This is a genomic window from Pseudomonas sp. NFX224, assembly GCF_048565165.1.
Taxonomy (GTDB): domain Bacteria; phylum Pseudomonadota; class Gammaproteobacteria; order Pseudomonadales; family Pseudomonadaceae; genus Aquipseudomonas.
Genome location: NZ_CP183416.1, coordinates 5,578,540 through 5,605,468, shown reverse-complemented (window position 1 = coordinate 5,605,468; position 26,929 = coordinate 5,578,540). Strand labels below are relative to the sequence as shown.

Sequence of the window (26,929 nt, the reverse complement as noted above, 5' to 3'; positions counted from 1 at the left end):
TGGCTTTTTTCCTTGACTGCGCATTAATGCGCAACTGAATCATCGTCCATGGTCAGAACCATGCGAAATCTGACGGATCCCGACCTGACCCGCTGATAGGCCTCCCAGGCTTGCTCCAGCGGCATTGTCTCGATAAGTGCGCGCACGTCGGCCATCACACTGAAATCCAGTGTCTTCTCCGATTCGTAAGGCGTACCGGTGATGGATCCCTGCACGCTGCGCTCCCCGCCCACTAAAGTTCCGGGCATGATACTCAACGGTTCTCGACCGACACCAACCACCACCAGGCGCCCTTGTGGCGCAAGACCCGACATGAGCGGCGAGACGGCGGCGCTGTCAGTGATGGTGGTCAGGATCACCTGAGCGCCTCCCATTTTCTTGAGCCGAACCACCGCATCTTCGACTTGGGTATCGATGTAGTGGTGAGCCCCGAGTTGCAACGCATCCTCGGCGATATCGTCCCCTCGTCCGATAGCGACAACCTTGAAGCCCATCCGCCTGGCGTATTGCAAGGCCAGGTGCCCAAGCCCGCCGATACCCTGGATCGCCACCAGGTCTCCAGCCTGCGCTCCGGACTTGCGCAGCGCATTGAAAGTGGCGATGCCCGCGCACAGTAGCGGCGCGGCCTCAACTAAGCCTAGCGCATCCGGAATTGCGACCAGCCCGGTGGCGCGGGTAATCATCATCTGTGCATAACCTCCATCCTGGGTGCTGCCCACCACGGGCTGGTCGCTGCACAAATTGAAATTCCCTTGTCGGCATTGCTCGCAGACATTGCAATGTCCGCCCAAACGCCCTACCCCGACACGTTGGCCCACCCGCCAGATTTTCGATGTGCCGACGCCGAGCGCGATGATGCGCCCAACCACCTCATGGCCCGGTACCCTCGGGAACTGCAGTCCCGCCTCCAGCCCTTCGATGGCACCGGCATCCGCGCCGCAGATACCGCAGGCCTGCACTTGGATCAGCACCTCACCTTCGCCCGGCACCTGCGTTTCTTGCTCTACGAGCTCCAATACACCTGCACGGGTGACTTGTATCGCCTTGTGGGTATTACCCGCCATCTCTAATTGCTCCACAACAGGAAAAACCGCCGGAACGAGGCTCCGATTCGCTAACGGATTCTGTTGGCAGCAAAAGGGCCTAGGCAAGTGAGATAAACTGCCCGAGACAGAAAGAAAATATTTAGCGCAAGGAGCGCCCGCCCATGCAAGTGGCGCCGGTCACTCGCAAAACTTTCCAGCCACGGGAGACTTCCATCGTCAGCTCGAGATTTTCTTTACTACAGGCCAGATATCATTGTTGGGCCGTATCCCGTCCTTCTGCCCCAATAAGGCCCTATGGGAAACAGCCTTCCCGCAGCCCTTCCTTCGGATACGTTACGAGAGCAGGCTTAGGGTACTCATGAATTAGAAAGAGCCCTCGAAGAGCCCTTTATTGTACTCAAACCAAGATCACTTCGTCAGCCAGAACTCGACCGTTGCGGAGCCGTGCTGTCCTTTCCACTCTTCCAGATGTTCTGGCCAGAAAGGGCGCGGCTGGGCTACGTGCATCAATCACCTTGTAAATGAGATCACGCTAACTTCGTAGAATTTTTTAACCACGCTTTTTGCGGAGGCTCGTCTGTGCTGTGTATGCGTGTGGCCAGCAGCACATTCGTTGCATCAGTGAACCAGCCCCGTAAGCCGCAAACGGGCGACCAGAATGGAAGGTTGATAAAGAGCGACTTCAGGTGTTTGAACGAGCGCCCCTGAAGTCCTATCGCGCCATAGAATCTCAGGGAAATTTTAATATCAGTTGATAGTTGTATCGGAGGACATGAATACGTTCGGCCACTATGAGAAATTCATATAAACGGCCTACCCTACGCTAATGATGTCTATATATCTTTTATGTTGGATGAGATCAAGATTGAAGTCGTTCCACCTTCTTGATTTGACCCATCCACTACGGTCAACCCAACACTCGACTGTAATGAAAAAAGTAGCATAGTTCCAAGCGTTAACACTCCACCGGTCAAAAGGAGAGAGTCGCCATACCCCCCATACCTTGCTGCTAGATATCCAGCTAAGGCCGGAGCTATAACCTGAGCAACACCGTAGCTCAGCGTGAGCTTAGCCATCGCCTTTGCTGGGTTAGCCGGATACTTTCGGCCCACGAGCGCTAATGTCAGACTTACAATCCCTACAAATGAACTTCCAAACAAAACAGCTCCCACCACATTCTCTAAAATTCCGTCCGTGAATCGGGGAATCACAATTGCTATAGTCTCGAGTACATTTGCGACCATGAGCGCTGTAACCGTACTGGTACGCCTAGCGATTCTGTCCCACAGAAAACTGGACGGAATAGCCGCGATACCAACCAATATCCATACTACACTTCCAATTTGAGAAAAAAACTCAAACCTCCCCAAAATAGCAACGATAAACGTTGCTCCTATCGCGTAGCCAAACCCTGTGCAGAAGTAAAATGCAATGAGGATTTTCATCCAAAACGGGGACACACTAGTGTGCTGTTTTCGAAATAACTTGCCCTTCCATCTGCGTCTCCATCGCTTCACGTGCCCGCCGGATCTTGCTCAAAATTTCCTCGCCTTTCGCGTTCCAAACGTACCGGGTCGGTCGTGCGTTCCGTAATGCCAGGAAGGTGGTAATCGAGCTTTCCAACTCACGTACGGAGCCGAAGCTGCCGTCGCGCAAGAACACGGTAATGTCCCTGAAAAACCGCTCGACCATGTTCATCCACGAGCTGGAGGTCGGCGTGAAATGCACATGGAAGCGCGGATGTTTCGCTAGCCAAGCCTTCACCTTGGCGTGCTTGTGTGTCGCATAGTTATCCACGATCAGATGCAGCTGGAGGTGCTTGGGGGTTTCCTTGTCGATTTTCTTGAGGAAAGCCAACCACTCCTGATGGCGGTGCTGGCGCTCGATGCTACTGATCAGTTTGCCTTGGAGATAATCCAGCGCTGCGAACAGCGTGACCGTGCCGTGGCGAGTGTAATCATGGGATTTTGTTTGGATATGACCGATCCCCAGAGGCAGCCCAGGCTGTGTGCGTTCCAAGGCTTGCACCTGACTTTTCTCGTCGCAGCAGAGCACCAACGCCTTGTCTGGCGGGGCCAGGTACAGGCCGATGACATCCCAGAATTTCTCCTCGAACTGCGGGTCGTTCGACAGTTTGAAGGTACGTGTCAGATGAGGCTTTAAGTCATTGGCCGCCCACAGTTTATGCACGGTGGTCGCTGATATGCCGGCGGCACGGGCCATGCTTCGGCAGCTCCAGCGGGGCTCGCCGATACGAGGTTGAGTGACCTGTTCGAGCACGCGGCGGATCGTGTCGGCAGGCAGAGGGGATTTGCGTCCTCGGCCAGGCTTGTCGAGCAGGCCTTCCAATCTGAGCGCCTGAAAACGCTGGCACCAGTCGGTGACCGTAGGGCGAGAGAAACCTGTCAATCGTACAATTTCTTCTCGCATTGATCCTTGCGCTGCCAGCAAGATGACGCGGGCTCGACGGCCATCGCGCTGACTGATGGTGGCGGAACGTACGCGGCGGCTCAGTTCGGCAAATTCTTCAGGGCTAAGCGTAATGTCCAGAGCGCTCACCAGGAACTCTCCAAGGTAGGAATGGCACCTGAAGTGTAGTGCAAGCATGGAGAAATTTATTTCGCGAACAGCACACTAGCTGACTTTAGCAGCACGCCTGTCTTCGGCCTGGCGGTTAAGGGCCTGGGCATCCACAGCCATGCAGGAGTGAAAAACACCATTGCTAAGGTAGCCATCCAAAACCACTGCTCAGACCAACTGAAGAACTTTGTCATTGAAATAATTGCGACACCAGACACTACAATTCCAGCGCCTATTCCCGTGAAATGCAATCCTAACTCTTGCTGCATTCCTTTTCTCATGAACCAGTTCAATATCAAGCCTGATGCAATGAGCATGCCTGCTACACTTGTGACACCGCTAACCACACGCAGAGCAGACCAAACGACAAGATCTGTGGTCGTCCCCATTGCAGCCGTGCTAAAGACGCTCGCAACTAAGCAGACCCTGTATAGGTAGTATTTCACACCCAAGTCGCTCAGATTTGCAGCTATCAAAGCTCCCACAATGTATCCAGTATAATTGAACGTCGCCAACCAGCCGCCCGCTAACAGTGACAGACCCGCCTCCTTATTCATAATCGGCAAAAGCGGAGTGTATGAAAATCGTGCCAGACCAACTGTAATAATTAGGGCGCAGATACCTGAAACTACAACTTGATATTTCTGCAACGACAAGGAATCGTTAACGCTCTGCACCTTTGATTTCCTCAAGAAAATTTTATGCATCATGCAGCGTTAGCTTCAGCATGACACCTGACACTTTTTATCTTAAGGTGTTTGTATCGTGTCACTCTCCAGAGGTTTCGCCATTATATGTCGATGAAACGCCACCACGTGCCTAAATTTTCAGAAACATGGCATCATCTTCCTCGAATGGGAAATGATATTGATCGAAAGCCTGCGCCAGTCCGGTTGCGCTCGCAGCTCCTGCCCGCCCGGAGCAAATTCGAACCGCATGCGCATGATTGGAACCAACTTACCTACGCTACTGAGGGTGTGTTGAGTGTAATGATTGGTCGTGAGTGCTACGTGATCGCTCCTGGACAGGCGCTATGGATCCCCAAAGGGTGTGTTCATACCACTGGTTCAGCATTAGGTGCGACCTTATCGAGCTTGTACGTTGACGAAACTACAAACACTCCAGCCGAGATTAAGGCCTTCATGGTTTCAAACCTCTTGAGAGCCCTGATAATGGAGGTAGCGACATTTGACGAAGCAACGGAAAGGAGTTACTCCGAATTAGTTACTGAGCTTATAACAAAACAACTCGACAGAATGACGCCCATTCAAACAGCTCTCCCTTGGCCCAGCAAAGGCGTTACGCTCGAAATTTGCGAAGCGCTATATAACGACCCATCACTAGATAGGAGCGCTGACTCATGGGCTCAGCACTTCAAGATGTCTAAAAGGACATTGTCGCGACACTTTGAACGGGAAACAGGACTTTCTATGCGGACTTGGTCACAAAAAATCAGATCACTAAAAGCACTGGAATTCCTCGCTGATGGCAACACCATAACCCAGGTTGCGCTTTCTCTCGGCTATTCATCTGCATCGGCTTTTACCTTTATGTTTAGGTCTGAGTTTGGCATGTGTCCCAGTATCTACCTGAAACGCCCATAGTCAATTACGAATACACATGGAGAGTTATTAATGCTTGCCATTCAAGATTTCTACCCTGCTGAATTTTCTCACTGTTATGGATGTGGGACAAGAAACCCGCATGGTCACAAGCTACAGAGTTACCTTATAGGAGATATCGTCGAGGCTCGATACACGGTGGATCCGATCTACAGCGGGGGGTTCCCTAACAAGGTCTACGGCGGGCTGTTGGCATCCCTTCTAGACTGTCATGGCGCTGCTAGTGCTGCGGCATTTTCCTACCGAGCGATAGGAAGAGAGATCGATGATGGCTCAGCGCCGGATCGGTTCGTCACAGGGACGTTGACCGTCGTTTACCATAAGCCAACGCCGCTCGGGGTGGAGCTCTTTCTCCAAGGGAAGCTCAAATCAATCAGTAATCGAAAAGCGATCATCGAACTATCCCTAAGCGCTGATGGGAACGTATGTGTAAGCGGAGAAATGATTGCGATCAAACTGCCAAGTGAGACCTGATTTGACCATCACTGGTTGGGTAAACACTTCGCTGTACCCACCAGGCTGAGAAAGTTATGCCCTCTTGCCTACCCTATGCACAAGGTGGGGTTGCCAACAGTTAAAGCATTGTTGGCCTTTTTACGATAAGGCTCGCAATTAGTGAGCTCGTAGTCCTCTCAAAGGGAATGTCCGAGACGATCGATATCCAGATTGCTCAAGCGGCCATGCCCCAAGAACGCTACAAGCCGGGATCGCTTACACGTTCTGAACAAGTGCTCAACGAGCCTGTCGTCGATTCTGGCCGCGTCTGGCAGAATCGACGGCACGACTCACTGAGCAGTCCTGCCTCCTATGTCACTACGCGCACTTCGCACTCTGCTGGCAATCGCCCAACACGGCTCCTTCGTGCAAGCCGCGCAGAGCGTGCACCTGACCCAATCGGCGATCAGCCTGCATATCAAATCACTCGAAGAAGAGTTCAATGCCTCTCTGTTTGATCGCTCACGCCGGCTGCCGGTATTGACCGACGCAGGCCATGTGGCGGTGGAGCGAGCGCGTGAGATCATCACGCTGTACGATAGCATTGCAGCGGAAATCGGCGGCGACAGTGAACTGCGCGGCAGGCTGAAAATCGGCGTGATTCATACGGCCCTCGCCAGCATCCTGCCCCAGGCCCTGGTGACGCTGGGCGTCCTGCATCCTCATCTGCGCTTGACCGTTGCCTCGGGGATGTCCGCCGAGTTGGCGACACGGCTAGAGGCCGGCGAACTCGACGTCGCCATCACCACCGAGCCGGTCAAACCCCATCCCTATGGCCTCGTCAGCACAACCTTGTACGAAGAAGGCTTCTGGATCATTGCTCCTTCGGCATTGGCCGGACTGGACACCCGGCAGTTGCTGGAGCAACAGCCTTTCATTCGATTCGATCGCCGGGCCTGGGCCGGACGCACCATTGAGCGCGAGCTGCGTCGACTGCGCCTGCGGGTGAACACCGCCATGGAACTGGACAGCCAGGAGGCGATCATTCAGATGGTCACCCAAGGCTTGGGCGTCTCGGTAGTTCCACTCTCGCGTCGAAACCTCGAACAACTCGGCCATTTGAAGATCCAGCCATTCGGCTCGCCGCAAAGAATTCGCCGTGTCGTGTTGCTGGAGCGCGAGGATCGTCCGCGCGGTCGGCTGGCGGCAGCATTGGCAAACGTCATTCAGCAGCAAACGTCGGAATGACGACCCATGAGAAATACTTGTTGATCCGTGGATTTTTCATCGTTTTTATTTTTGGTTGCCAGATCTTATCTTAGAGCCCATCCAGACATTGATGGGTTGGTGCCATGTACGCGTCAAAAACCACGAACAGCCTGTTGCCGAGCAGTCGGGAAAATCCGCTGAGTCGCGCCTTGGAGGCAGACTCATGATTGCGGAGCTTTTGCTGGCTCTGGTGCCCATTGCCATCCTCATCAGCCTCGGCGCATGGCTCAGACACAGTCAGTTTCTGGCGGATGCCTTCTGGCCGCAGGCCGAACGTCTGGGCTACTACGTTCTCCTGCCCGCCTTGTTCCTGCATGGCCTGGCGACTGCAAAACTGGAAAACGTGCCCGTACAGGGCATGATCACCGCTCTGGTCTTTTCGACCGTCACTGTCGCGGCGCTGCTAGTCAGCACACGCCAGATTCTCAAGGGCAATGACCCGGCTTTCACCTCGGTTTTCCAGGGCGGTGTGCGCTTCAACAACTACGTCGGCGTCTCCGCTGTGGCCGGCCTGTTCGGAGCCCAGGGCATCGCACTGGCAGCGGTGGCCAATGCGGCCATCGTGCCAACTGTGAATATCCTCTGTGTGCTGGTATTCGCCCGCTATGGCGCAGGTGGCAGGATGTCAGCGGCCAAGGTCGCCAGACAGCTCGCACTCAACCCATTGGTACTGGCCTGCTTGGGCGGGATCTTGCTTCAAGCGGCGAATCTGGGCATGCCCGCTGGCATCGAGCCGGTGATCAAGGCACTGGGGCAGGCTTCGTTGCCGCTGGGACTGCTTTGTGTGGGAGCAGCTCTGGAACTGGGCTCAGTACGTAGTTGGGTGCGACCGGTGGCTTACTCCTCCGCGTTCAAATTTTTGCTGATGCCGGTCGTCACGCTGTTCGTCTGTCGTATTGTTGGCTTGGAAGGCAAAGCGGCAATCGCAGCATTGCTTTTTCAGGCGCTTCCCACGGCTTCATCGTCCTACATAATGGCGCGACAGCTCGGCGGTGATGCGCCTCTCATGGCCGGGATCATAGCCAGTCAGACATTGCTAGCTGCGGTAGCGCTACCAGTTGCGATCGTGGTCTTAACGCCCTGGATCTGAAGCATTCATATCTCCACTTCACTACAGCCTAGCGTTCAAAACACAAAGGGCCCTGAATGGCCCTTTGTGCTCAAACCAAAATTACTTGATCTGCCAGGACTCGACCACATCGGAGCCATGTTCGGTTTTCCACTCCTTCAGAGTTTTGTGGTTGCCGCCTTTTGTTTCGACGACTTCACCGGTGTGAGGATTTTTGTAGACCTTCACTTGGCGAGGCTTACGTTTGCCAGTTTTGGAATCAACGACCGGAGCGCGACGGCCCGCTTGTGGATCGAGCAAGTTGATCACTTTCGGCAGGCTGTAACCGTACTCGGCGAGCAATGCGCGCAGCTTCGCTTCAAATTCGATTTCTTTCTGAAGGCCAGCATCGTCTTTGAGAGCTTCGAGAGCTTGGATCTGCTCGGCCAGATGCTTTTCGAGTTGGCGGTATTCGGCGAGTTTGGACATGACAGACCTCTTTTAGATAGCCACCTAACATAACTCAATCGGAATCGGTTGGGACAACTGGTGCATCATCCACCACCCACCTCTCATTTATCACGCCCATGGCCTTTCTCGCTGGCATTGGTTGAAGCACCGAGAAAGGTCTTTGGCTTATTCACCCAAGTTAAACCACAACGTTGTCGATAGTGCAGAAAACGGCTAAAAATAGCCGTTCACCGCTGGTGGTGTACCGATAGTTTTATCTTACTGCTGGGAGGCTGACTCTCACCACCTCGGCAAAATACTTCGCACCGGTAGCCAATATCTCATCGTTGAAGTCGTAGCCAGCATTATGCAGTGGTGTCGCTCCGTCCAATCCTTGCGCACCATTGCCAATGAACACGAAGTTCCCTGGCACTTTCTGAATGAACGCGCCGAAATCCTCCGAGATCATCATTGGAGACACCTCAGGGTTGACCGCTTTTTCGCCCACAACATTGCGTGCAGCTGCAATAGCAATTTCCGTGTTCTTCGCCCAGTTCACGGTAGGCGCGAACTCGTGGGTGTACTCGAACTCGCACGTAGCGCCATGCATATGACAGATGCCTTCACTGATTTCTCGCATGCGCTTCTCGAGCAGACTCTGGACGTCAGGGCTGTAGCTCCTGGTGTCTCCCTTTATCGTGACATGCGTGGGAATCGCATTACGGATGCCGTCGGTGATGAATTCGGTGCAGGAAATCACAGCAGACAAACTAGGATCGACGTTCCGCGAAACGATGGTCTGCAAAGACAATACTATCTCGGCACCGATCACCATTGGGTCGATACCCATGTGAGGTCGAGCAGCATGCGTGCCTCGTCCCTGGATCTGGATGACGAAATTATCCTCGCTAGCCATGATCCCGCCGGTGCGCGTCGCAATGTGACCTGCTGGCATGCCCGGCATGTTGTGAGCGCCGTAGATTGCGTCAACCGGAAAGCGATCGAACAAACCATCCGCCATCATTGCCTTCGCACCGCGACCGTGCTCCTCCGCCGGCTGGAAGACGAACCTGACGGTACCGTTGAAGTCTCGCTCACGGTAAAGAAGTTCTGCCGCCCCCAGAACCATGGCCATGTGACCGTCATGGCCACAGGCATGCATTTTTCCATGGTTGCAGGAAGCATAGTCGCGCCCTTGCGCCTGTTCAGTGATGTTCAGGGCATCCATGTCGGCGCGAAGCCCGATTACCCCAGAACCCTCTCCGACTGTCAGGCTTGCAACCACGCCTGTTCCGCCTATTCCCCTGTGCACCTCCAACCCTAAATCCGTGAGGATTCTTGCGACCTCGTCCGAGGTGGTGAACTCTTCGAATCCGGTTTCAGGGTGGCGATGAAATGTATGTCGCCACTGCTTGAGGCGCTGCTCAAAATCTTGGCCATTTCTCATGCTTGAACTCTCCTATTACTTGGCCAACGAAGGGCTTTGATCAGACGGCTGAGCAGGAACTGCTGCATCCGCAGGCTCGTTGTTCTGCCAGATGACGCTTTCGCTTAAATAAGGGGTGCGATAGCCACTGCTGACCCCCAGCCGGTAGAAAGCCAACGCAACAGCCGCTACAACTGCCATATCCACACCCTCAGGCAGGATGCCAATCCCTCCAAATGCTTCACTACCGATGTAGGACACCAACGCCATCGCTGGCAGATAGCCGATCAACCAGATCGCGGCTCGAAGCTCACGAGCAAACCCCAACCAGCCGCTTTTGGCTTGGTAGTAGAAATAGATGGGCAGAGCACCGATCACTAGGAGGATGACCTGACCCGTCAATGGCCAACGAGCCCAGTACAGCACCAAAGACGCACAGATGAAGGCGAATGGAGCAATGATGCCCATGCCTTTCAATCGCAGGGGACGTTTGACCTCAGGTGCATGGACTCGCAATGACATCAAGCTAATGGGGCCGGTCAGGAACGAAATGATCACAGCGACTGAGATCACGGCAGCCAGCGTGCCCCATCCCCGGAAGAAGAACAGGAAGATGAAGCTCACCGCCAAGTTCAGCCACATCGCTTGACGCGGGACACCATAGAGTGGATGGAGGTTGCCGAAAATTTTGGGGAGCGTGTTGTTCTTCTCCATCGCGTAGATCATTCGAGCAGTAGTCGCGGTATAGATCGATCCTGTACCCGATGGACTCACGAACGCGTCCAGATAGAGCAGCATTGCCAGCCAGTTGAGGTTCAGTGCCAGTGCAAGTTGCGCCAATGGCGAATCAAAGTTCAGGTTGTGCCAGCCCGATGCAATGCTCTCGGGGCTTACCGCCCCGATGAAGGCAATCTGCAGCGCCACGTAGATGATCAACGCGATCACCACCGAACCGATCAAAGCAAACGGGATGCTACGCCCAGGATTGCGGGCTTCACCCGCTAGGCTCACAGGGCTCTGGAAACCGTTGTAACTGAAAACGATGCCGCTAGCTGCCACGGCCGTAAAGACGGCTGACCAGCCATAGGGAGCAAAGCTCGATATTGATCCGTCACCAAAGTTCGCGGTATTGAAACTCGTCGCCATCAGCGCCACAGCGGTCAATGCAGGCACCACTAGTTTGAATACCGTGATAGCCGTGTTGGTCTTCACGAAGAGCTTCACTCCCCAATAATTGAGGCCGAAGTACACCATCACTAATGCTGCACTGCCGACCAGCCCATTGGTGGTCAGTTCGCCTTGGTGGACCAATGCACGTGCCCAGGGAAATGACCAGGAGGCCATGTACTGGATCGAGGCAATTGCCTCGATGGGAATGACGGCAACGATGGAAATCCAGTTTGCCCACGCAGCCAGGAAGCCGACCAGCGAACCATGGGAATACCGTGCGTATCGCACCATGCCACCGGACTCCGGGAACATGGCACCCATTTCTGCGTACGTCAGGGCGATCGCAAGCACGACCACTGCACCAATGATCCATGCCAGGATCGCAGCCGGCCCAGCAATGGCCGACGCATGCCAGGCCCCAAAGAGCCAGCCTGAGCCGATGATGGAGCCGAGACCGGTCAACATCAGCGACCAAGGGCTGATGTCACGTTTTATTTTGTTCATGGAATCTCCGATTATTTTTTTTGTGTGGAGCCGCCAGGGGCTGAAAGCTCAGCCCTTGGGTGAATGTACAAATATGATCAGACTCCGGACGCCCAGGCCTTCTGGCGTCCAAGGACGGATGCATCGGTCTCGCCCAGCAGATCGGCGTAGACGCCGGGGGCAGTTGCACCCTCTGTGCTGATGAACAGGACTCGGGAGTTGGAGTTGATACCCATGTCCGCCGCCGCACTTTCTCCTTTGACCAACCGGATGAGACCGGCCAGACCCGCGACACTGGATTCACCCGCAACCAGCGGGATATCCCGAGCGCTGCCAGCAGCGAGGCGGCGCAGTGCCGCTACAGCTTCGTCGTCTTGGATGGTCATGAAGAAATCGACACTGGACTCAAGGAAGCGCCAGGCCAAAGGAGAGGTTTCGCCACAGGCCAGACCGGCCATCACCGAGTCCACCGAACCCGTAGCCTTGGCCGGTTTGCCTTGAAGCGCGCTCTGATACAAGCAGTCAGCCTGCACGGGCTCAACCATGACGACAGTCGGACGAGCTTCGCCATACTGCTCCCACAAGTAGCTCACAATTCCAGCTGCCAGACCGCCGACACCACCCTGAAGGAAGACATGGGTGAATGCGGGTTTCTGCGCATGACCTGCCGTAGCTTCAATGATCTCAGCCGCAATGGTTCCGTAACCCTGCATGACATCGCGCGGGATCACTTCATATCCTTCGTAGGAGGTATCGGAGACGACAACCCAATCGTTGGTTGCGGCCAGCGATGCTGCCTCTTCGACCGACTCGTCATAGTTGCCTTTGATACGGACGATCTTCGCACCATAGGCCGCGATGGCATCCTCACGCTCGATACTGACATTTGCATGCAGCACGATGACGCAACGGCAACCAATGCTTTGAGCGGCAGCTGCCAGCCCTTTTCCGTGGTTCCCATCGGTGGCACTGATCACGGTGAAGTCGGCCAATGCATCGGAGTACTTACCTTCTAATAACCCACTGGGGTCGAAACGCTGTTCTGGGAAGGTCCGAAGGATCAGACGAACCAATGCTATTGGGGCTCCCAGCGCTTTGAAACTCCCCAGCACCGAACGCACGGACTCATCCTTGATCAGGACTTCAGAGACGCCGAGTTCCTCAGCTAGATCAGGTAGAGAATAAAGCGGTGTTGCTCCAACATTCAGTCGATACCAGTGGGACAACCACTGACGGCTCTCGTTGGCTTGGGCAATGCTCATGACCGACTTCAGAGATTCTGGATACGGCAGGCGACTGGCTTTGGGGTTGGCGATAAACATATGCGCTCCTTTCTACAGGTAATAGGAAACCCATACCGCTGAAGCAAACCTCAGCGGACTGGATTAAATAGGGGGAATTAGGAAGCGGTGAGGCGACGACTCACGACATCGAGCAGCACCTGTGCACCCTGGATCAACTGTTCATCGTCGGTATGCTCACGAGGGTTGTGGCTGATACCACCGCGGCTGGGAACGAAGATCATCGCAGCCGGCGCCATGCGAGCGATCATCTGCGCATCGTGACCCGCGCCCGATGTCATCCGGCGACTGCTGAAGCCAAAGCGTTTAGCAGAAGCTTCAATTTCATCAGCAAGCTCTGAGTTAAAAATCACAGGCTCGAAACGCACAAGGCGTTCAGTGGTTATGGACACACCTTCCTGTTCAGCCAGCTCCGCGAGGTACGTACTCAGCCGGTTTTCTGCACTGACCAGCATCTCCTCATCGGGATCACGCAGGTCAACCGTAAAGGTCGCTCTGCGAGGGATGACGTTAATCACATTGGGTTCGAACTTCATGCAACCCACCGTCGCGAGCGTAGTGCCTGCCTCCACAGCAATGGCCCGAAGTTCTGCAACGATCGAGCTGGCGACAAAGCCCGCGTCATGCCGCAGACGCGTCGGGGTGGTACCCGCATGGTTGGCATTACCCTTCACTTCAACCTGCTGCCAGGAAATCCCTTGCAGGTTCTCGACAACACCAATCAGCGTACTTTCGGCTTCAAGGATAGGTCCCTGCTCAATGTGAAGCTCAATGTACTCATGCGGAACTATGGCTCCTGGTTCAAGCGAGCCGGCATAGCCTATACGCTTCAATTCGTCTCCAAGTCGCGTACCGTCAGTACCGATCGTGCCCAGAGCCGCTTCCACTGATAGACCGCCTGCATACACAAGCGAGCCCATCATATCGGGTTGATATCGAACACCTTCTTCATTTGTGAACGCTCCAACGGTAATTGAGCGTTCAGGCAGTACGCCCGCATCACGGTAGGCGCGAATCACCGCTAGCCCGGCCAATACTCCATAGCAGCCATCAAGTGCACCTGCGTTTGTCACAGTGTCGATATGCGAACCCATCATGATCGGACGTTGATCACCATCGTCGTTACGCGAACGCAACGTGCCGAAAATGTTGCCAATACGATCGACCTGAATGTCGAGATCAAGGTCACGCATCCAGCCAGCCACAAGGTCGCGGCCACTCTTTTCCGCATCCGTCAGCGCGATCCTGGTTCTTCCGCCATGTTCGGCGTCCGCACCAATTTGGCCAAGCTCGTGAATTTGCTGAATTAACAGTGAGCCGTTCAGCTGCAACTTTTTATTCGCGAACATTTGACTCTCCTCCAGTGAAGCGGAACCTTGGCTCTCACGACTCATTTTTGTGGATGGGAGAATTTTATTCGCTTCGAGCGTACGAGAATCTTGATTTTCAATGCTTATATGAATTTCTATTACGTTTTTCTGGCATTTCACGCCTCTTGATTACGGACAGCGCTCAATGGCACTTGATCACTTCGATATGGCGTTACTCGATGCGGTACAACGCAACGCAGGTACCTCACAACTGGATCTTGGAGCGATGGTCAACCTGTCCTCCGCCGCGGTAAACAGACGGCTGAAGAAGATGGCCGGTGATGGAGTCATTCGAGGCACCGTTGCTCAGGTGAGTGCGGAAATGTTGGGCTACGCGCTTACCGTCATCACGGAGGTGGAGGTGGAGAACGAGAGGCTGGACTTACTGGACGACATGAAGAAAACGTTTCTCGCCTGCCCCCAGGTCCAACAGTGCTTCTATGTCGCCGGAGAATGCGACTTCGTGTTGATCATGCTTGTGAAGAATATGGACCAATATACCCAGCTCACCCGGGAGTTGTTCTTTGAAAGCAATAACGTTAAGCGTTTTAAAACCTTGGTTTCGATGAGCAACGTAAAGACGGGGATGCTTGTGCCTACCGCCGATTGACGATGGCTAGCCATCCCTTTGCTCGAAGCCGAAGTTCTCCGTGTCAAAGGCATTGCCCATCAAGCGAATAGGTCCGCCCACTGAGTATTGAGCGAACCTTGAACATCGCTTTGCGGAAAATGGCACCGAAGCGACATAGAGCACAGATACTGCGCATGATAGGCGTGGTGCTCTTCCCGCGAGGGGTTCGGCATGCATGCTTCAGAACGTATAAGCCACTCCTGCCTGCACCGTACGCGGCGCTCCTGGGTAGACATAAGTGTTGAAGGCACCTTCGTCGTAACCTTCGTTGAAGATGTTTTTCACGTCCAGGTTCAAACGCACGTGTTCGTTTACCTGGTAGAAGCTCAGCATGTCGACAACTGTGTACTGGTCCATATCGTAGGTAGTTGCAGCAGTCTGGCCAGCACGATCATCAACGTATTTGACCCCCATGCCCAAGCCCAGCCCTTTTGCGAATCCGTCCTGAAACTCATAAGTGTTCAGCAGACTGAAGCTGTTGCGTGGGATGTTGGCCAACCGGGTACCCGTGGGCAAACTGTTATCCTTGGTGACTTCGGCATCCACATAGGCGTAACCGCCGATTACCCGCCATTCTGGCGTGAGGTTGCCAGCGATGTTGAGGTCCAGTCCGCGACTTCGTACTTGGCCAGCAGCAACGCTGAAGGTGCCGGTAGGGTCGTTTGGATCGCGAGTCAAAACGTTTTCCTTGTCGATCTGGTAGATCGCGGCATCGACACTTAACTGTCGATCAAGGGCTTCCCACTTAACGCCCAATTCGTATGATTTTCCTTTTTCAGGATCGAAACCACCACCGCTGGCCGGAGTGACAGTGTTGGGCTTGAACGAGCGCGCCGTGTTGGCGTAGATCGCCACTGTGTCGGTCAGATCGTAGATCAAGCCAAAGCGTGGAGTTACGCCGTTCTCGCCTTTGGTGAAGTCGCCAGCGTTATTGAGCTTGTTGTCATAGTCATGCTCGAAGCGTTCGAAGCGTACACCGGCAAGTGCCTTGAGCCGGTCCGTCAGGGCAACTTGATCTTGAATAAAGAATGCCCAGGTCTGCAGGTTTTCTTTGTCCCAGGTCGTGGTACGGGTCAATGCAGGACGTGGCTGACCCAGTACCGGATCGTAGATGTCGATCGGGTAAGTGCCAAACGCCGCGGATGAACGCTGGATGATCGAGTTGTAGTCGTAATTCTCGTACTCGACACCGGTTATCAGAGTGTGGCTGAAAGCTCCAGTATCGAAGTGGCCGGTGAGGTTGAGCTGCCAATCGCGGTCGGTCCACTCCAGCTTGCGGTAGTTGAAGTTGCGTTGCAGAGTACGACCGTCGGCGGGTGCGCCGTTGGCTTCCACGGCATTACCCTTGAGCGAGCCGTCGAGGAACTGGAACCCACCACCCAGAGTCCAGTCGTCGTTGAGCATGTGCTCGAAACGTAGCTCGGCCATGTTGTTGTCGTTGTGCAGCAGGTTGTCGCTGCCTTTCTCCCAAATGTACGTGTCGCGCGAAGCGCTCCCTTTCTGCGTGGGGTAGCGGGTCAGGCCACGATCCAGAGGATGGTTGTTGCGCATGAAGTCGCCTTCGAAGACGATCTTCGTGCTGTCGTTGACCTGCCAACTGATGACCGGCGCCACATCATAGCGCTCGCTTTCTACATCATCTCTAAAGCTGTCCCCACCCTCGCCAAGTACGTTCAGACGATAAGCCAGACTGCCGTCCTGATTCAGTGGACCTGTAGCGTCCAAAGTGGCACGGCGCATCCCTTGATCATCGAACTGGCTGCCTAGGGTCACCATCGACTCAGGCAGCGGCCGCTTGCTGACAATGTTGAAGGTGCCTCCCGGATCTCCACGGCCATACAGGGTAGAGGCCGGACCACGGAGCACTTCGAGGTGCTCAATGGTGTTGGCGTCTGGTGCATTCGGATAGCCGCGGTTGATGGGGAATCCATTGCGAGAGAATTCCCCCGTGGTGAAGCCGCGTACGGTAAAGGTAGTCAGGCTCTGCCCGCCGAAGTTGTTGGCTCGACCGACACCACCGGCGTAATCGAGAGCGTCTTGTAAGCGGGTGGCGCTGGTGTCTTCCAATACATCCTTCGGCACGACAGTGACTTATTGCGGTGTTTCGTGCAGAGCGGTATCGGTGCGTGTCGCGCTGGCAGAATGCTCAGCCTTATACCCCTGAACAGGGCCATCAGCGCGCTCGTAGTCAACTGCGTCAGCGTTGATATTCATTGCTTCCAGCTGGATGCTTCCCGCGAGAGGCGGTTCTGAAGCCCATACAAGTGAGGGCGCAGCGTGGAGCAGGCACAGCGAGACGATCGTGCGACGCATCGATTTCGATTCCAAAAACAAAGGAAGAACAAAGGGGATAAAAATGCGCGGCGATAGTATCTGATAGAAATTCGCATTAGCAATATACTTGTGTGCAGCACTGCACTCATGATGATCGCATTGACATCTGCTGGGACTGAGCCCAGGTTGGGGTTAGCTAATCGGGGCCCATTGCAGATATTTCCGATTACTAACCGTGGCAATCATGCTCTGCGCACAAGGGTTTGAAATGTTGGGAGGAAACTTTAGACACGAGGGGGAATCACTTCAGACATTGCGGGTATATCGCGACAATCTGCAATGGGGCTTTTAAAGACCGAGGTTCAAGCAAGATCCTCATCCAGAGATCTCAAGCAGCGGCCTGGCTGTTATTTGTCATAGGGCTGGTGAGCCCACAATCGCGACCGCGTGCGATAAAAGGGGATGGAGACTTGAGACGAGTTTCCACGCCTTCAAGTCTCCGGGACACGCCTCGACACCTAAACGAACATCATTCGCCACACAGACCGGCGCTAACCTTTGAGAGTGTGATGCGCAGCTTCATATTCAGCCTTCAGAAGCCGCTTCATCAATTTCCCAGTCGGCTCACGCGGCAGTTCGCTACGAAAATCAAACTGCTGTGGGCATTTGACGCCACCCAAAGCATCACGCACGAACTTCCTCAATTGCTCTCTGAACTCGTCGCCGCCAATGACGCCAGCCTTGAGCTGCAAGACAGCAACGACTCGCTCACCCATTTCATCATCCGGTGCACCGATGACCGCGGCGTCCTCAACATCCGGGTGGGTGATCAAGTGATTCTCTATCTCCTGAGGATAGATGTTCACCCCGCCAGAAATAATCATGAAGCTCTTGCGATCCGTCAGAAAGAGATAGCCCTCCTCATCGACCCAGCCAATATCATTAAGGGTTGCCCACCCTTTTTGATTGTAGGCTTGACGGGTTTTCTCCGGATCATTGTGATACTCAAAACGTGGCCCATCGGCAAAATAGACATCCCCTTGAATACCCGCAGGCACCTCCTCACCGTCGGTACCAACGATCTTCACTACACCTAATACTGCCCGCCCAACCGAACCTGGCTTGTTCAACCATTGAGCCGAATTCAAAGCAGTGATGCCGCAAGTCTCGGTACCTGAGTAGTACTCGTGAATGATCGGCCCCCACCAGTCGATCATGGCGTGTTTCACGGGGACCGGACATGGAGCAGCAGCATGAATCACAGCTTGTAATGAACTGAAGTCATATTTGCATCGTATTTCTGGGTCGAGTTTGAGCATACGAACAAAGTGTGTCGGCACGAAGGTCGCGTGAGTGATGCGATGCCGTTCGATTAACTCTAGCGATTGTTCGGCATCGAACCGATCCATGACAACCACTGTTCCGCCGAAACGGTGAATGACCATCGCCCACCGAAGCGGTGCTGCGTGGTAGAGCGGGGATGTTGATAGATAGCGGCTAGCACTCCCCATACCATACAAGGCTTCACCTAGTAGCATGAGCGGAATTGCAGCCTCGATCGGCCCCTCTGGCAACTGGGGCTTTACGCCCTTGGGGCGGCCGGTCATACCCGATGAATAAAGCATGTCCGAGCCCGCAGTAGGGTCACTGATCAATTCTGTGGGGAAACCTTCGCAAGCTTGTATGAATGGCACTTGGCCGGGGGCATGGCCAAAGATGCGCATGGAACTCGACGCAATCTGACTGGCCGCCTGAACAGCGACGTCAGAGTATGCCTTGCCGGCGATAAGCACCTTGGCTTCGGAGTTCTCCAATACGTAGGCAAGATCGCCCACTGAGGTCTTGGTCGAGACTGCCGTGATGTATAGGCCGATGCGCTGCGTAGCCCAGGCAGCTATGAAAATTTCGAAGTCATTACCGAGAACCACCGCTACGGTGTCCCCACGTTTGAGACCGAGGCTACGGAGTAAATGTGCAGCTTGATTGGCGCGAGCCTCAAGCTCGCCATAGGTCAGAACTTCATTACTCGACGCCAGAATACAGGCAGGTTTATCAGGATAACTACTGGCGTGAATGAACGGGTGCATGGCTTATCCTCTTCTTGTCATTGTTGACTAGCACGACACTATCAATCAGTGTCCCACCCACATGGGCAGGCGTTTTTCGGAGAATGCCTTTGGCCCTTCAATAGCGTCCTGGGAATTGAGCATCTCCTGCACTTGCGGATAACCCCACTGCTCAGTCAAAGCTTGGGATACCGACACATCGAGACTGCGCATCACCGCCGCTTTGGTTGCACGAACAGACAACGGACTGCACGCCAAAATGTCGGAAGCCCACCGGCGTGCGGCCTCCATGACGTCACCCTCTACGACCTCATTCACAAAGCCAAGCTGCAACCCTTCACTGGCATTCACCTGACGGCCCGTCAGCAGCATTCCCATACTTCGCTTTAAGCCGATCAGACTAGGCAAACGTTGCATGCCACCCGCTAACGCAGCCAGGCCAACCTTTGCCTCAGGTAGTGCAAAAACAGCGTTGTGTGAGGCAATGATGATGTCGCATGCCAACGCCAGTTCGAAGCCGCCGCCCATAGCGACACCGTTTACAGCCGCGATCACCGGCTTGTTCATGTCGAAACGCGATGTTAGGCCACCGAATCCGTTGGCCGGTGTGCCCAGATTGGCATCGGAAGCTTGTTGCTTTAGATCATGGCCGGCACAGAAAGCCTTCGCGCCACTGCCGGTAATGATTGCCACCCACTGCTCACTGTCGCTCGCAAAGTTATCAAATGCATGCTGAAGCTCTTCATGGGCCCCGAAGTTCAGCGCATTGTGAGACTCGGGGCGCTGAAGTGTGATGATGGTGAGTCGGCCCTCAAGTTTTACATCGATAAACTGGTAATTCATCACGCGATCCCCTGCATTTGAGTGAGCATTCCGGTCAGACGCTTGCGAATGATTTCCTCGGCGTCACTCACCATCCGGTCCAGCAGTTCTTGGCAACTGGGCACATCGCGAATTAGTCCCTGAATTTGCCCAGCCCAGATCAATCCGGCATCAAGGTTTCCCGTTTCGAGCGCCTCTCGGCCACGAGCGCCTGAGACATATCCTCGGATATCCTCGAATGTTGCAGCGGGCTCCTGCGAAAGGCTCACTACGGTGTTGGACACACTGTTGCGGGCAACACGTCCCGTGTTGTGGAACCGCCGGAAAATGAGGTTGGTCGCTCGCTCATCGTTTTCCACGAGGAAGGCCTTGATGGCATCATGGATAGGTGCCTCGCGGGTTGCACAAAAGCGCGTGCCCATGTTCACGCCTTCCGCCCCCAGGGCCATCGCCGCTGCCAGGCCTCGCCCATCACCGATCCCGCCACTGGCAATAATGGGTATAGTGACCTGGTCCGCTGTCGCTGGAATCAGGACCAAGCCCGGAATGTCGTCCTCCCCGGGATGTCCCGCACACTCGAAGCCGTCGATGGAGATGATGTCTACACCCATGCGCTGCGCTGATACCGCATGGCGAACGGCTGTGCATTTATGAATGACCGTAAGCCCATGTGCCTTGAAAGCCTCGACGTGCTCTTGCGGCTTGTTACCCGCAGTTTCCACGATGCGCACACCCGACTCGATGATTGCCTGGCGGTACTCGGCATAAGGCGGCGGATTGACAGAAGGCAGGATCGTCAAATTCACCGCGAACGGTTTGTCGGTCATGGTGCGACACCGCTCGATCTCCCGTCGCAGATCATCGGGTGTCGGCTGTGTCAGTGCGGTGATCGTTCCCAAACCACCGGCGTTCGACACGGCGCTGGCCAACTCTGCGCGCCCCACCCACATCATGCCGCCTTGTACGATGGGATGGCGTATCCCCAGCATCTCGGTTACACGATTGCGAAAGGTCATCTCAGAGCACCTCCAGAATTGTTACATTGCTGACCCCACCACCCTCGCACATGGTTTGAAGACCGTAACGTTTGCCACGGGCTTTCAGGGCATAGATCAGCGTTGTCATCAACTTGGTTCCGGAGGAACCCAGGGGATGCCCAAGGGCAATTGCGCCTCCATTCACGTTGAGACGTTCAGGATCTGCCTCAACCGCATCAAGCCAAGCCAAGGGGACGGGGGCGAATGCTTCATTGACTTCGTAAAGGTCGATGTCCGAGATGTTCATGCCAGCCTTTTTCAAGGCTTTACGCGTGGTGAAAATGGGTTCTTCAAGCATGATTATCGGATCGCCAGCAGTAACGGTCATGTCAACGATCCGTGCGATTGGCGTCAAACCATGCTCTTTCAGAGCACGCTCGCTGACCACCAGTACACCAGAGGCACCATCACACACTTGACTCGCGTTAGCGGCTGTCACAACGCCGCCTTCTTGGAGCGGTTTGACCGAACCGATCCCCTCCAGGGACGCATCGAAGCGAATGCCTTCATCGATAAGGTGAAGCCCATCGGCCACAGCCAGCCCAATAATCTCGTCATTGAACGCCCCCGCAGTAGCCGCGTAGGCAGCTCGCTGATGGCTTTTCAGGGCAAACTGATCCAGTGTCATTCGGTCATAGCCATACTTCTCGGCCAGCATTTGCGCACCTGCGAACTGGCTGAAGGTGTTGACCTGGAATCGATCTTTGATGCGATCACTGAATGGGCCAATGCCGATGCCTTCCTTTTCATGGAATGACATGTTGGAGAACATCGGCACGCGGCTCATGCTTTCCGCACCACCAGCGATCACTACATCCTGAATACCCGACATTACCGCTTGCGCAGCAAATTGCACGGCCTGCTGAGAGCTGCCGCACTGACGGTCGATGGTTACCGCAGGCACGCTCTGGGGTAGTTTGGAAGCCAGGACCACATTGCGTGCAAAAGCAAATGCCTGTTCGCCAGCCTGGGTCACACAACCGAAGATCACGTCATCAACCGCAGCGGGATCAATACCCGCTCGGTCTACAAGCGCATTCAACACCTCGGCGCCCAGATCTGCCGGGTGCCAACCTGCCATCTTTCCATTACGACGACCGCCGGCAGTTCGCACGGCAGCAACAATGTAGGCATCAGCCATGAGTCAACTCCTTCTTGTTCTTGTGGTTGCGTTGCGCAACGAACGCAGCGACTTTTTCACGGACATAAGGTTGGGTGGACAGGCCCGAAATGCTTCGAGCCTCTTGCTCAAGCTGAGCCTCCAACGAGGTGCCATGAGCCTCCAGCAAGAGCTTTCTGACCTGCCCAAGTGCTGGTACATTCATCGTGGCAAGACTCCTTGCTAAGGCAGCGCCTTCTGCTTGCAACTGCCCTTCCTCAACCACACGGGTGATCAGGCCGAGCGCGTGAGCCTGTCCCGCGGTTATCCGTTGGTTGAGCAAGATAAGTTCTTGCGCGCGGCGTAGCCCAACCAGGCGAGGCAACAACCAGCTGAGACCACCATCAGGGCTCAATCCGATAGCGCCGTAGGCAGGAGTGAAAGAAGAGGCCGCTTCAGCGAGCACGATATCGCCCACCAGTGACAGGCTCATGCCTGCCCCAGCTGCGGGACCATTGACCAGAACCACAAGTGCCTTGTCCATCCTCATCAGTCGAGAAATGGCCAAGTGCAACGTACCCGCTAGTTCGCTTAGAAAGCCCGCAATACCGTCGCCTGCGGCCACGAACGCATCCAGGTCGCCGCCGGCACTGAAGAGTTTACCGCTCCCTGTCAACACCACACTTCTGATGCCGGGATCCTGATCACACTCGATGGCAGCCTTGAGCAATGCCTGCGCCATGGGCAAGTCGATAGCATTGCCATTTTGAGGTCTGTTCAAAGTGATGGTTGCTACACCTTCTTGAACCTCAAGCAGTACTGAATCGTTCATCGACACCCCTCCAAAGCCCGGCGAGCCAAGCCAGCCAATACAGGAAAGCTCTTCGCCCGCTCATGGGCATGAGCGGACGCCGCGGTACCGCGGATAACCCGACCTTTGATACCGTGGAAAATGGCTGCCATGCGGAACAGATTGAAGGCGATGTAGAACTCCCATTCCGGGATCGATTCACGCCCTGTGCTCTCGCAATACGACTGCACGTAGTGCGACTGGGAGGGTATGTTCAAACGCTGCAAATCCGCTCCCGCGAGACCTGCAACGATGTCGGGCGGCATCTGGTACATCATCGCGTGGTTAGCGAAGTCAGCTAGGGGATGCCCCAAGGTGGACAACTCCCAATCGAGGACGGCTATGACCCTTGGTTCGACCGGATGGAAAATCATGTTGTCGCAACGGAAGTCACCGTGGACGATGCAGGTTTCATCTCCCGCAGGGATATGCTCAGGCAACCACTGCACCAACAGGTCCATGTTCGGATCACGCCCCGCGGCATCATCTTCCAAGTATTGGCGTGTCCACCGACTGATCTGCCGTGTGAAGTAATTCCCCGTCTTGCCGTATGCCTGAAGCCCAACCGATGCGGGGTCAATGCCGTGCAATGCTGCAAGAGTCTGGTTCATTGCCTCGAAGTATTGCGACCGTTCGTCATGGCTTACATCGGGGAATGTCGCATCCCAAAAAATTCTTCCCTCGACCTTTTCCATCACATAAAAAGGTGTTCCAAGTACCGACTCGTCGGTGCACAGCCCAAAAATTCTCGGGACACTGAACCCTACTTGCCCCAATGCCTGCTGTACTTGCGCCTCTCGCTCAATTGAGTGAGCGCCTTTTAACAAAAGGCCGGAAGGTTTACGCCGAAGTACATAGCTACCGCCCCGTGTCGTGAGTTGATAAGTAGGGATCGACTGCCCGCCTTTAAACTGCAGGACGGTCATAGGTTCAGTGAACCCATCTACATTGGCACGCATCCAGCGCACCAAGGCTTTCTCATCGATCTCCATGTCCGGTCGGACATTGCCCGCTCCCGCATTCGCCTGATGCTCCAAAGCATTCATACTCTGGCCCTCGCCCACTCACGTTTGATCATCTTTGCCAGCGACCATTTGTGAACTTCCGTTGGCCCGTCATAGATGCGGAAAGCTCGAATCTCCCGGAACACCTGTTCGACAATCGAGTCTTCGGTAAGGCCGCTGCCCCCCATGACCTGGACACAGCGATCTGCAACTCTCATCAGCGCTTCACTCACCGCGACCTTGGTCATCGAACTTTCGTTACCGCCCGCGGCACCACTGTCCAAGACTCCCGCACACCACTGAATCATCAACTCGACCTGTTTGAGGTCGATCAGGTTTTCCGCCAGGCTGAAGCCGGTTCCCTCGTGATCAATCAACAGTTTGCCGAACGCCATCCGGCGATTGGCATAGTCAGTAGCGATTTCGTTGGCCCGCAAACAGGCCCCGTACCAGCGCATACAGTGGGACAATCGAGCAGGCGCGAGCCTGATTTGGGCATAGCGAAACCCTTCTCCTGCACTGCCGAGCATTTGTTCGGCAGGTACGCGAAGGTTGTCCAATTTCACAACGGCGTGTCCGCCGGGCATGGAGCTGTCGATCGTGCGAGGGATGCGCTCGATGCGGATCGCCGGATCGGGAAGTGACACCAAGAACATGCAAGCGCCTTCGTCGGCCTTCGCCATGACGATACCGATCTGTGCACCTTGGGCGCCGGTGATAAAGGCTTTGCGGCCATTGATCACCCAACTATCACCCTCACGGTGACACGTGGTACGCATCATCGACGGATCTGAACCGGCGCCGCCCTCTTCAGCAGGCTCAGTCATGAAAAATGCCGACCGGGCCTTTCCTGATACCAACGGCGCCAGGAACTTGTCCTTGATGTAGTTGCTACCCACCTTGCCCAAAAGGAACATGTTCCCTTCATCCGGCGCACAAGTATTGCAAGCCAGTGGCCCTAGGGGAGACAAGCCAGTGCTAGTCAGAACAAGCGCGGTACCTCGTTGGCTCAAATGGCTACCATCGGACAGAATATGTGGCGTGAGAACACCGGCTTGACGAGCCCTTTCGCGTAACTCGATTACAAGTTCGTCGGTCGGGCAATCGTGATGGTCTCGGCGAGGGTCTCGCTCATATGGCACCACGACCTCACGGACAAATTTTTCAACGCGATCGGCAATTGCCGAAGCTAACTCCAGATCGTCGACATTCATCGGGCAGCCATCCTGATCGCGCCATCCAGGCGAATGACTTCACCGTTGAGCATTGGGTTCTCAACAATCGATTGGACGAGTTGCGCAAACTCGTCAGGTTGCCCAAGACGGCTCGGGAACGGAACCTGCTGACCTAGTGACTGCTGAACCTCTTGCGGCAGCGAAGCGAGCAGTGGTGTGAGGAAGATTCCAGGCGCAATTGTCATCACGCGGATGCCGTAACGCGCGAACTCTCGGGCCAGCGGCAACGTCATGCCTACGATCCCTGCCTTCGACGCGGCATAGGCAGGTTGGCCGACCTGCCCGTCGAATGCGGCAACACTTGCCGTGTTGATGATGACGCCGCGTTCTTCGCCTTCTTGCTCGGCCGCATGCAGACGAGCAGCAAATTTGGACAGCACGTTGAAGGTACCGTTGAGGTTGATGTTGACGATGCGCATAAAGTCGCCGAGCGGCAGAGCCTTACCATCGCGGTCGATTGCTTTGGCAGGTGGGCCAATACCTGCGCAGTTGACCAAGATGCGGCCCTTCCCATGCACGCCCTCAGCTGTTTCGAGTGCATGCTCTACCGCGGCCTCGTCAGTGACATCCGCCCTGATGAACAACCCTTCAATCGCATCGGCATGGGCTTCACCCAATTCCTGGTTCAGGTCGATGATTGCAACTTTTGCCCCCGCCGCAGCCAGTCGTGCTGCAACGGCTCCTCCCAGGCCTGAAGCACCGCCCGTAACTACTGCCGCCACTCCTTGAATCTTCATCAACATATCCTCGTGCTTGTTCTTGTCTGGATAGAGATCACTGAATCTTTGCAGGTGGAACCCACTTAAAAACCATTTGGTAGACCACCTACTCGTCAGTAGGCTAGAATTTACACCATCCCGCTGTCAAGGTTATGCACCATGAAAAATCAACAGGCCCTAACGCGGCTGATGTGCAAGAAGACACGTTGTTGCTCCTTGCTGCCGATGCGCCCGCTTAGCCTTCAACACACCGAATTGGACGAAAAACGTGACTGATATCTCTCCCTTTCAAACGGCAGCGCAGAAGCAAAACGAGCGCGAGGCAAAGCGTCAGGCGGTACTGCGCGCTGCGGTTCGCATTTTCAATGAGCGCGGATTCCACGCCACATTGTTGGAGGACGTTGCAACCAGCTTGGGCATCTCCAAACCCACGATCTATCACTACTTGGGGAACAAGGAGCAGGTGTTACTCCACTGCGTCGTTCATGGCTTGGAACAATTGATCGAAGCGGCAGAGTCCGCCCGACAGGAGCCAGGGAGGGGGATAGACAGGCTGCGCATATATCTGAGGCGCTACGCGGAGATCAACATGGATGATTTTGGCCGCTGTGTTATCCGCACAGGAGATGAGGCACTGTCGGAGGATGGCCGGAAAAAATTCAAGGCCCTGAAGGGTGAAATCGATCTGGCCATGCGCGCCCTGATCGAAGAAGCCATTGCAGATAAGTCGATTGCTCCCTGTGACTCGAAGCTTCTGGCATTCACGTTGGCCGGCGCACTCAATTGGCCTGCGCGGTGGTTCTCCCCCGAGGGCAAGCAGTCGAGAGAAGAAGTGGCCGCGCAGATGGTGGACTTGCTCACGACGGGCTTCGCACCACGCTGAAAATTTATGGCGATAGGGAAAGCGTGTCCAGGCGAAGGAAGGAGATCATGCATCATGCTTAACATGCTTAACATGCTGAGAGATCCACATCCAAGTTTTACAGGGCCCG

General features: G+C 54.9%; 23 protein-coding genes and 1 pseudogene. 6 read left to right on the top strand and 18 right to left on the bottom strand.

Translation table 11 applies throughout. From position 1 onward, the window contains the following. Positions 1-23: 23 nt before the first annotated feature. The 4 genes from ACNYC6_RS25575 to ACNYC6_RS25560 all read right to left on the bottom strand — a co-directional run bounded on the left by ACNYC6_RS25575 (position 24) and on the right by ACNYC6_RS25560 (position 4,336). Entirely contained in the window at positions 24-1,064 is a 1,041-nt protein-coding gene (locus ACNYC6_RS25575; protein ID WP_419709712.1) for an alcohol dehydrogenase, read from the bottom strand. 815 nt (positions 1,065-1,879) lie between these two features. Further along, positions 1,880-2,491, bottom strand: coding sequence for a YbfB/YjiJ family MFS transporter (locus tag ACNYC6_RS25570; RefSeq protein ID WP_419709711.1), 612 nt, complete (start codon positions 2,489-2,491; stop codon positions 1,880-1,882). Between the two features lie 16 nt (positions 2,492-2,507). Next, a complete protein-coding gene (locus ACNYC6_RS25565) occupies positions 2,508-3,605 on the bottom strand; it encodes an IS630 family transposase (protein ID WP_419709546.1) in 1,098 nt (365 codons plus the stop codon). A 56-nt stretch (positions 3,606-3,661) separates the two neighbouring features. Beyond that, positions 3,662-4,336 carry a YbfB/YjiJ family MFS transporter gene (locus tag ACNYC6_RS25560; RefSeq protein WP_419709710.1) on the bottom strand — a complete coding sequence of 225 codons (675 nt, stop codon included), beginning with the start codon at positions 4,334-4,336 and terminating at the stop codon, positions 3,662-3,664. A gap of 84 nt (positions 4,337-4,420) precedes the next feature. Here ACNYC6_RS25560 and ACNYC6_RS25555 point away from each other — a divergent pair, with 84 nt between their 5' ends. The 4 genes from ACNYC6_RS25555 to ACNYC6_RS25540 all read left to right on the top strand — a co-directional run bounded on the left by ACNYC6_RS25555 (position 4,421) and on the right by ACNYC6_RS25540 (position 8,042). Beyond that, the gene (locus ACNYC6_RS25555; RefSeq protein ID WP_419709709.1) at positions 4,421-5,230 is read left to right on the top strand and encodes an AraC family transcriptional regulator; all 810 of its coding nucleotides are present in this window, start codon (positions 4,421-4,423) and stop codon (positions 5,228-5,230) included. Between the two features lie 30 nt (positions 5,231-5,260). Continuing rightward, positions 5,261-5,722 (top strand): PaaI family thioesterase, encoded by a 462-nt coding sequence (locus tag ACNYC6_RS25550; protein WP_419709708.1) that lies wholly within the window; start codon positions 5,261-5,263, stop codon positions 5,720-5,722. A 333-nt stretch (positions 5,723-6,055) separates the two neighbouring features. Further along, positions 6,056-6,931: a LysR substrate-binding domain-containing protein gene (locus ACNYC6_RS25545; protein ID WP_419709707.1), complete on the top strand. Its 876-nt coding sequence runs from the start codon at positions 6,056-6,058 to the stop codon at positions 6,929-6,931. A 184-nt stretch (positions 6,932-7,115) separates the two neighbouring features. Then, positions 7,116-8,042: an AEC family transporter gene (locus ACNYC6_RS25540; RefSeq protein ID WP_419709706.1), complete on the top strand. Its 927-nt coding sequence runs from the start codon at positions 7,116-7,118 to the stop codon at positions 8,040-8,042. Positions 8,043-8,123: 81 nt separating this feature from the next. On the opposite strand, the gene ACNYC6_RS25535 is transcribed toward ACNYC6_RS25540, so the two are convergent. The 5 genes from ACNYC6_RS25535 to ACNYC6_RS25515 all read right to left on the bottom strand — a co-directional run bounded on the left by ACNYC6_RS25535 (position 8,124) and on the right by ACNYC6_RS25515 (position 14,179). Continuing rightward, positions 8,124-8,489, bottom strand: a complete 366-nt coding sequence (locus ACNYC6_RS25535; protein WP_419709705.1) for a histone-like nucleoid-structuring protein, MvaT/MvaU family — start codon at positions 8,487-8,489, stop codon at positions 8,124-8,126. Between the two features lie 235 nt (positions 8,490-8,724). Then, on the bottom strand, positions 8,725-9,897 hold the full coding sequence (locus tag ACNYC6_RS25530; protein WP_419709704.1) for a M20 aminoacylase family protein: 1,173 nt from the start codon (positions 9,895-9,897) through the stop codon (positions 8,725-8,727). A 15-nt stretch (positions 9,898-9,912) separates the two neighbouring features. After that, on the bottom strand, positions 9,913-11,550 hold the full coding sequence (locus tag ACNYC6_RS25525; protein ID WP_419709703.1) for an APC family permease: 1,638 nt from the start codon (positions 11,548-11,550) through the stop codon (positions 9,913-9,915). Positions 11,551-11,627: 77 nt separating this feature from the next. Then, a complete protein-coding gene (locus ACNYC6_RS25520) occupies positions 11,628-12,851 on the bottom strand; it encodes a diaminopropionate ammonia-lyase (RefSeq protein ID WP_419709702.1) in 1,224 nt (407 codons plus the stop codon). A 77-nt stretch (positions 12,852-12,928) separates the two neighbouring features. Further along, positions 12,929-14,179 carry a Zn-dependent hydrolase gene (locus ACNYC6_RS25515; protein ID WP_419709701.1) on the bottom strand — a complete coding sequence of 417 codons (1,251 nt, stop codon included), beginning with the start codon at positions 14,177-14,179 and terminating at the stop codon, positions 12,929-12,931. Positions 14,180-14,345: 166 nt separating this feature from the next. Here ACNYC6_RS25515 and ACNYC6_RS25510 point away from each other — a divergent pair, with 166 nt between their 5' ends. Continuing rightward, positions 14,346-14,810: an Lrp/AsnC family transcriptional regulator gene (locus ACNYC6_RS25510; RefSeq protein WP_419709700.1), complete on the top strand. Its 465-nt coding sequence runs from the start codon at positions 14,346-14,348 to the stop codon at positions 14,808-14,810. Between the two features lie 201 nt (positions 14,811-15,011). Here ACNYC6_RS25510 and ACNYC6_RS25505 read toward each other — a convergent pair. The 9 genes and pseudogenes from ACNYC6_RS25505 to ACNYC6_RS25465 form a co-directional block, all read right to left on the bottom strand. Then, positions 15,012-17,144, bottom strand: a pseudogene (locus ACNYC6_RS25505) (TonB-dependent siderophore receptor). A 512-nt stretch (positions 17,145-17,656) separates the two neighbouring features. Continuing rightward, entirely contained in the window at positions 17,657-19,192 is a 1,536-nt protein-coding gene (locus ACNYC6_RS25500; protein WP_419709699.1) for an acyl-CoA synthetase, read from the bottom strand. Positions 19,193-19,237: 45 nt separating this feature from the next. Then, on the bottom strand, positions 19,238-20,014 hold the full coding sequence (locus ACNYC6_RS25495; protein ID WP_419709698.1) for an enoyl-CoA hydratase-related protein: 777 nt from the start codon (positions 20,012-20,014) through the stop codon (positions 19,238-19,240). After that, a complete protein-coding gene (locus tag ACNYC6_RS25490; protein ID WP_419709697.1) occupies positions 20,014-21,009 on the bottom strand; it encodes an NAD(P)H-dependent flavin oxidoreductase in 996 nt (331 codons plus the stop codon). The genes ACNYC6_RS25495 and ACNYC6_RS25490 overlap by 1 nt, the downstream gene beginning before the upstream one ends. A 1-nt stretch (position 21,010) precedes the next feature. Beyond that, a complete protein-coding gene (locus ACNYC6_RS25485; protein ID WP_419709696.1) occupies positions 21,011-22,171 on the bottom strand; it encodes an acetyl-CoA C-acetyltransferase in 1,161 nt (386 codons plus the stop codon). Continuing rightward, positions 22,164-22,961: an enoyl-CoA hydratase/isomerase family protein gene (locus ACNYC6_RS25480; protein ID WP_419709695.1), complete on the bottom strand. Its 798-nt coding sequence runs from the start codon at positions 22,959-22,961 to the stop codon at positions 22,164-22,166. Before ACNYC6_RS25480 ends, ACNYC6_RS25485 begins: the two co-directional genes overlap by 8 nt. Beyond that, complete coding sequence (locus tag ACNYC6_RS25475) at positions 22,958-24,025, bottom strand: phosphotransferase (protein ID WP_419709694.1); 1,068 nt, start codon at positions 24,023-24,025, stop codon at positions 22,958-22,960. The genes ACNYC6_RS25480 and ACNYC6_RS25475 overlap by 4 nt, the downstream gene beginning before the upstream one ends. Next, positions 24,022-25,197 carry an acyl-CoA dehydrogenase family protein gene (locus ACNYC6_RS25470; protein ID WP_419709693.1) on the bottom strand — a complete coding sequence of 392 codons (1,176 nt, stop codon included), beginning with the start codon at positions 25,195-25,197 and terminating at the stop codon, positions 24,022-24,024. Before ACNYC6_RS25470 ends, ACNYC6_RS25475 begins: the two co-directional genes overlap by 4 nt. Beyond that, positions 25,194-25,955, bottom strand: coding sequence for an SDR family NAD(P)-dependent oxidoreductase (locus ACNYC6_RS25465; protein ID WP_419709692.1), 762 nt, complete (start codon positions 25,953-25,955; stop codon positions 25,194-25,196). The genes ACNYC6_RS25470 and ACNYC6_RS25465 overlap by 4 nt, the downstream gene beginning before the upstream one ends. Positions 25,956-26,205: 250 nt before the next feature. Between ACNYC6_RS25465 and ACNYC6_RS25460 the strand changes: the two genes are divergently transcribed. After that, entirely contained in the window at positions 26,206-26,820 is a 615-nt protein-coding gene (locus tag ACNYC6_RS25460; protein ID WP_419709691.1) for a TetR/AcrR family transcriptional regulator, read from the top strand. Positions 26,821-26,929 lie beyond the last annotated feature (109 nt).

Excerpts from the sequence above, each read along its gene's own strand:
- ACNYC6_RS25545 (WP_419709707.1), top strand. The coding sequence starts at position 6,056 with ATGTCACTACGCGCACTTCGCACTCTGCTGGCAATCGCCCAACACGGC.
- ACNYC6_RS25535 (WP_419709705.1), bottom strand. The coding sequence starts at position 8,489 with ATGTCCAAACTCGCCGAATACCGCCAACTCGAAAAGCATCTGGCCGAG.
- ACNYC6_RS25550 (WP_419709708.1), top strand. The coding sequence starts at position 5,261 with ATGCTTGCCATTCAAGATTTCTACCCTGCTGAATTTTCTCACTGTTAT.
- ACNYC6_RS25520 (WP_419709702.1), bottom strand. The coding sequence starts at position 12,851 with ATGTTTATCGCCAACCCCAAAGCCAGTCGCCTGCCGTATCCAGAATCT.
- ACNYC6_RS25510 (WP_419709700.1), top strand. The coding sequence starts at position 14,346 with ATGGCACTTGATCACTTCGATATGGCGTTACTCGATGCGGTACAACGC.
- ACNYC6_RS25465 (WP_419709692.1), bottom strand. The coding sequence starts at position 25,955 with ATGAAGATTCAAGGAGTGGCGGCAGTAGTTACGGGCGGTGCTTCAGGC.
- ACNYC6_RS25495 (WP_419709698.1), bottom strand. The coding sequence starts at position 20,014 with ATGAATTACCAGTTTATCGATGTAAAACTTGAGGGCCGACTCACCATC.
- ACNYC6_RS25555 (WP_419709709.1), top strand. The coding sequence starts at position 4,421 with ATGTCGATGAAACGCCACCACGTGCCTAAATTTTCAGAAACATGGCAT.
- ACNYC6_RS25470 (WP_419709693.1), bottom strand. The coding sequence starts at position 25,197 with ATGAATGTCGACGATCTGGAGTTAGCTTCGGCAATTGCCGATCGCGTT.
- ACNYC6_RS25560 (WP_419709710.1), bottom strand. The coding sequence starts at position 4,336 with ATGATGCATAAAATTTTCTTGAGGAAATCAAAGGTGCAGAGCGTTAAC.
- ACNYC6_RS25500 (WP_419709699.1), bottom strand. The coding sequence starts at position 19,192 with ATGCACCCGTTCATTCACGCCAGTAGTTATCCTGATAAACCTGCCTGT.
- ACNYC6_RS25490 (WP_419709697.1), bottom strand. The coding sequence starts at position 21,009 with ATGACCTTTCGCAATCGTGTAACCGAGATGCTGGGGATACGCCATCCC.
- ACNYC6_RS25540 (WP_419709706.1), top strand. The coding sequence starts at position 7,116 with ATGATTGCGGAGCTTTTGCTGGCTCTGGTGCCCATTGCCATCCTCATC.
- ACNYC6_RS25525 (WP_419709703.1), bottom strand. The coding sequence starts at position 11,550 with ATGAACAAAATAAAACGTGACATCAGCCCTTGGTCGCTGATGTTGACC.
- ACNYC6_RS25515 (WP_419709701.1), bottom strand. The coding sequence starts at position 14,179 with ATGTTCGCGAATAAAAAGTTGCAGCTGAACGGCTCACTGTTAATTCAG.
- ACNYC6_RS25530 (WP_419709704.1), bottom strand. The coding sequence starts at position 9,897 with ATGAGAAATGGCCAAGATTTTGAGCAGCGCCTCAAGCAGTGGCGACAT.
- ACNYC6_RS25575 (WP_419709712.1), bottom strand. The coding sequence starts at position 1,064 with ATGGCGGGTAATACCCACAAGGCGATACAAGTCACCCGTGCAGGTGTA.
- ACNYC6_RS25485 (WP_419709696.1), bottom strand. The coding sequence starts at position 22,171 with ATGGCTGATGCCTACATTGTTGCTGCCGTGCGAACTGCCGGCGGTCGT.
- ACNYC6_RS25480 (WP_419709695.1), bottom strand. The coding sequence starts at position 22,961 with ATGAACGATTCAGTACTGCTTGAGGTTCAAGAAGGTGTAGCAACCATC.
- ACNYC6_RS25570 (WP_419709711.1), bottom strand. The coding sequence starts at position 2,491 with ATGAAAATCCTCATTGCATTTTACTTCTGCACAGGGTTTGGCTACGCG.
- ACNYC6_RS25475 (WP_419709694.1), bottom strand. The coding sequence starts at position 24,025 with ATGAATGCTTTGGAGCATCAGGCGAATGCGGGAGCGGGCAATGTCCGA.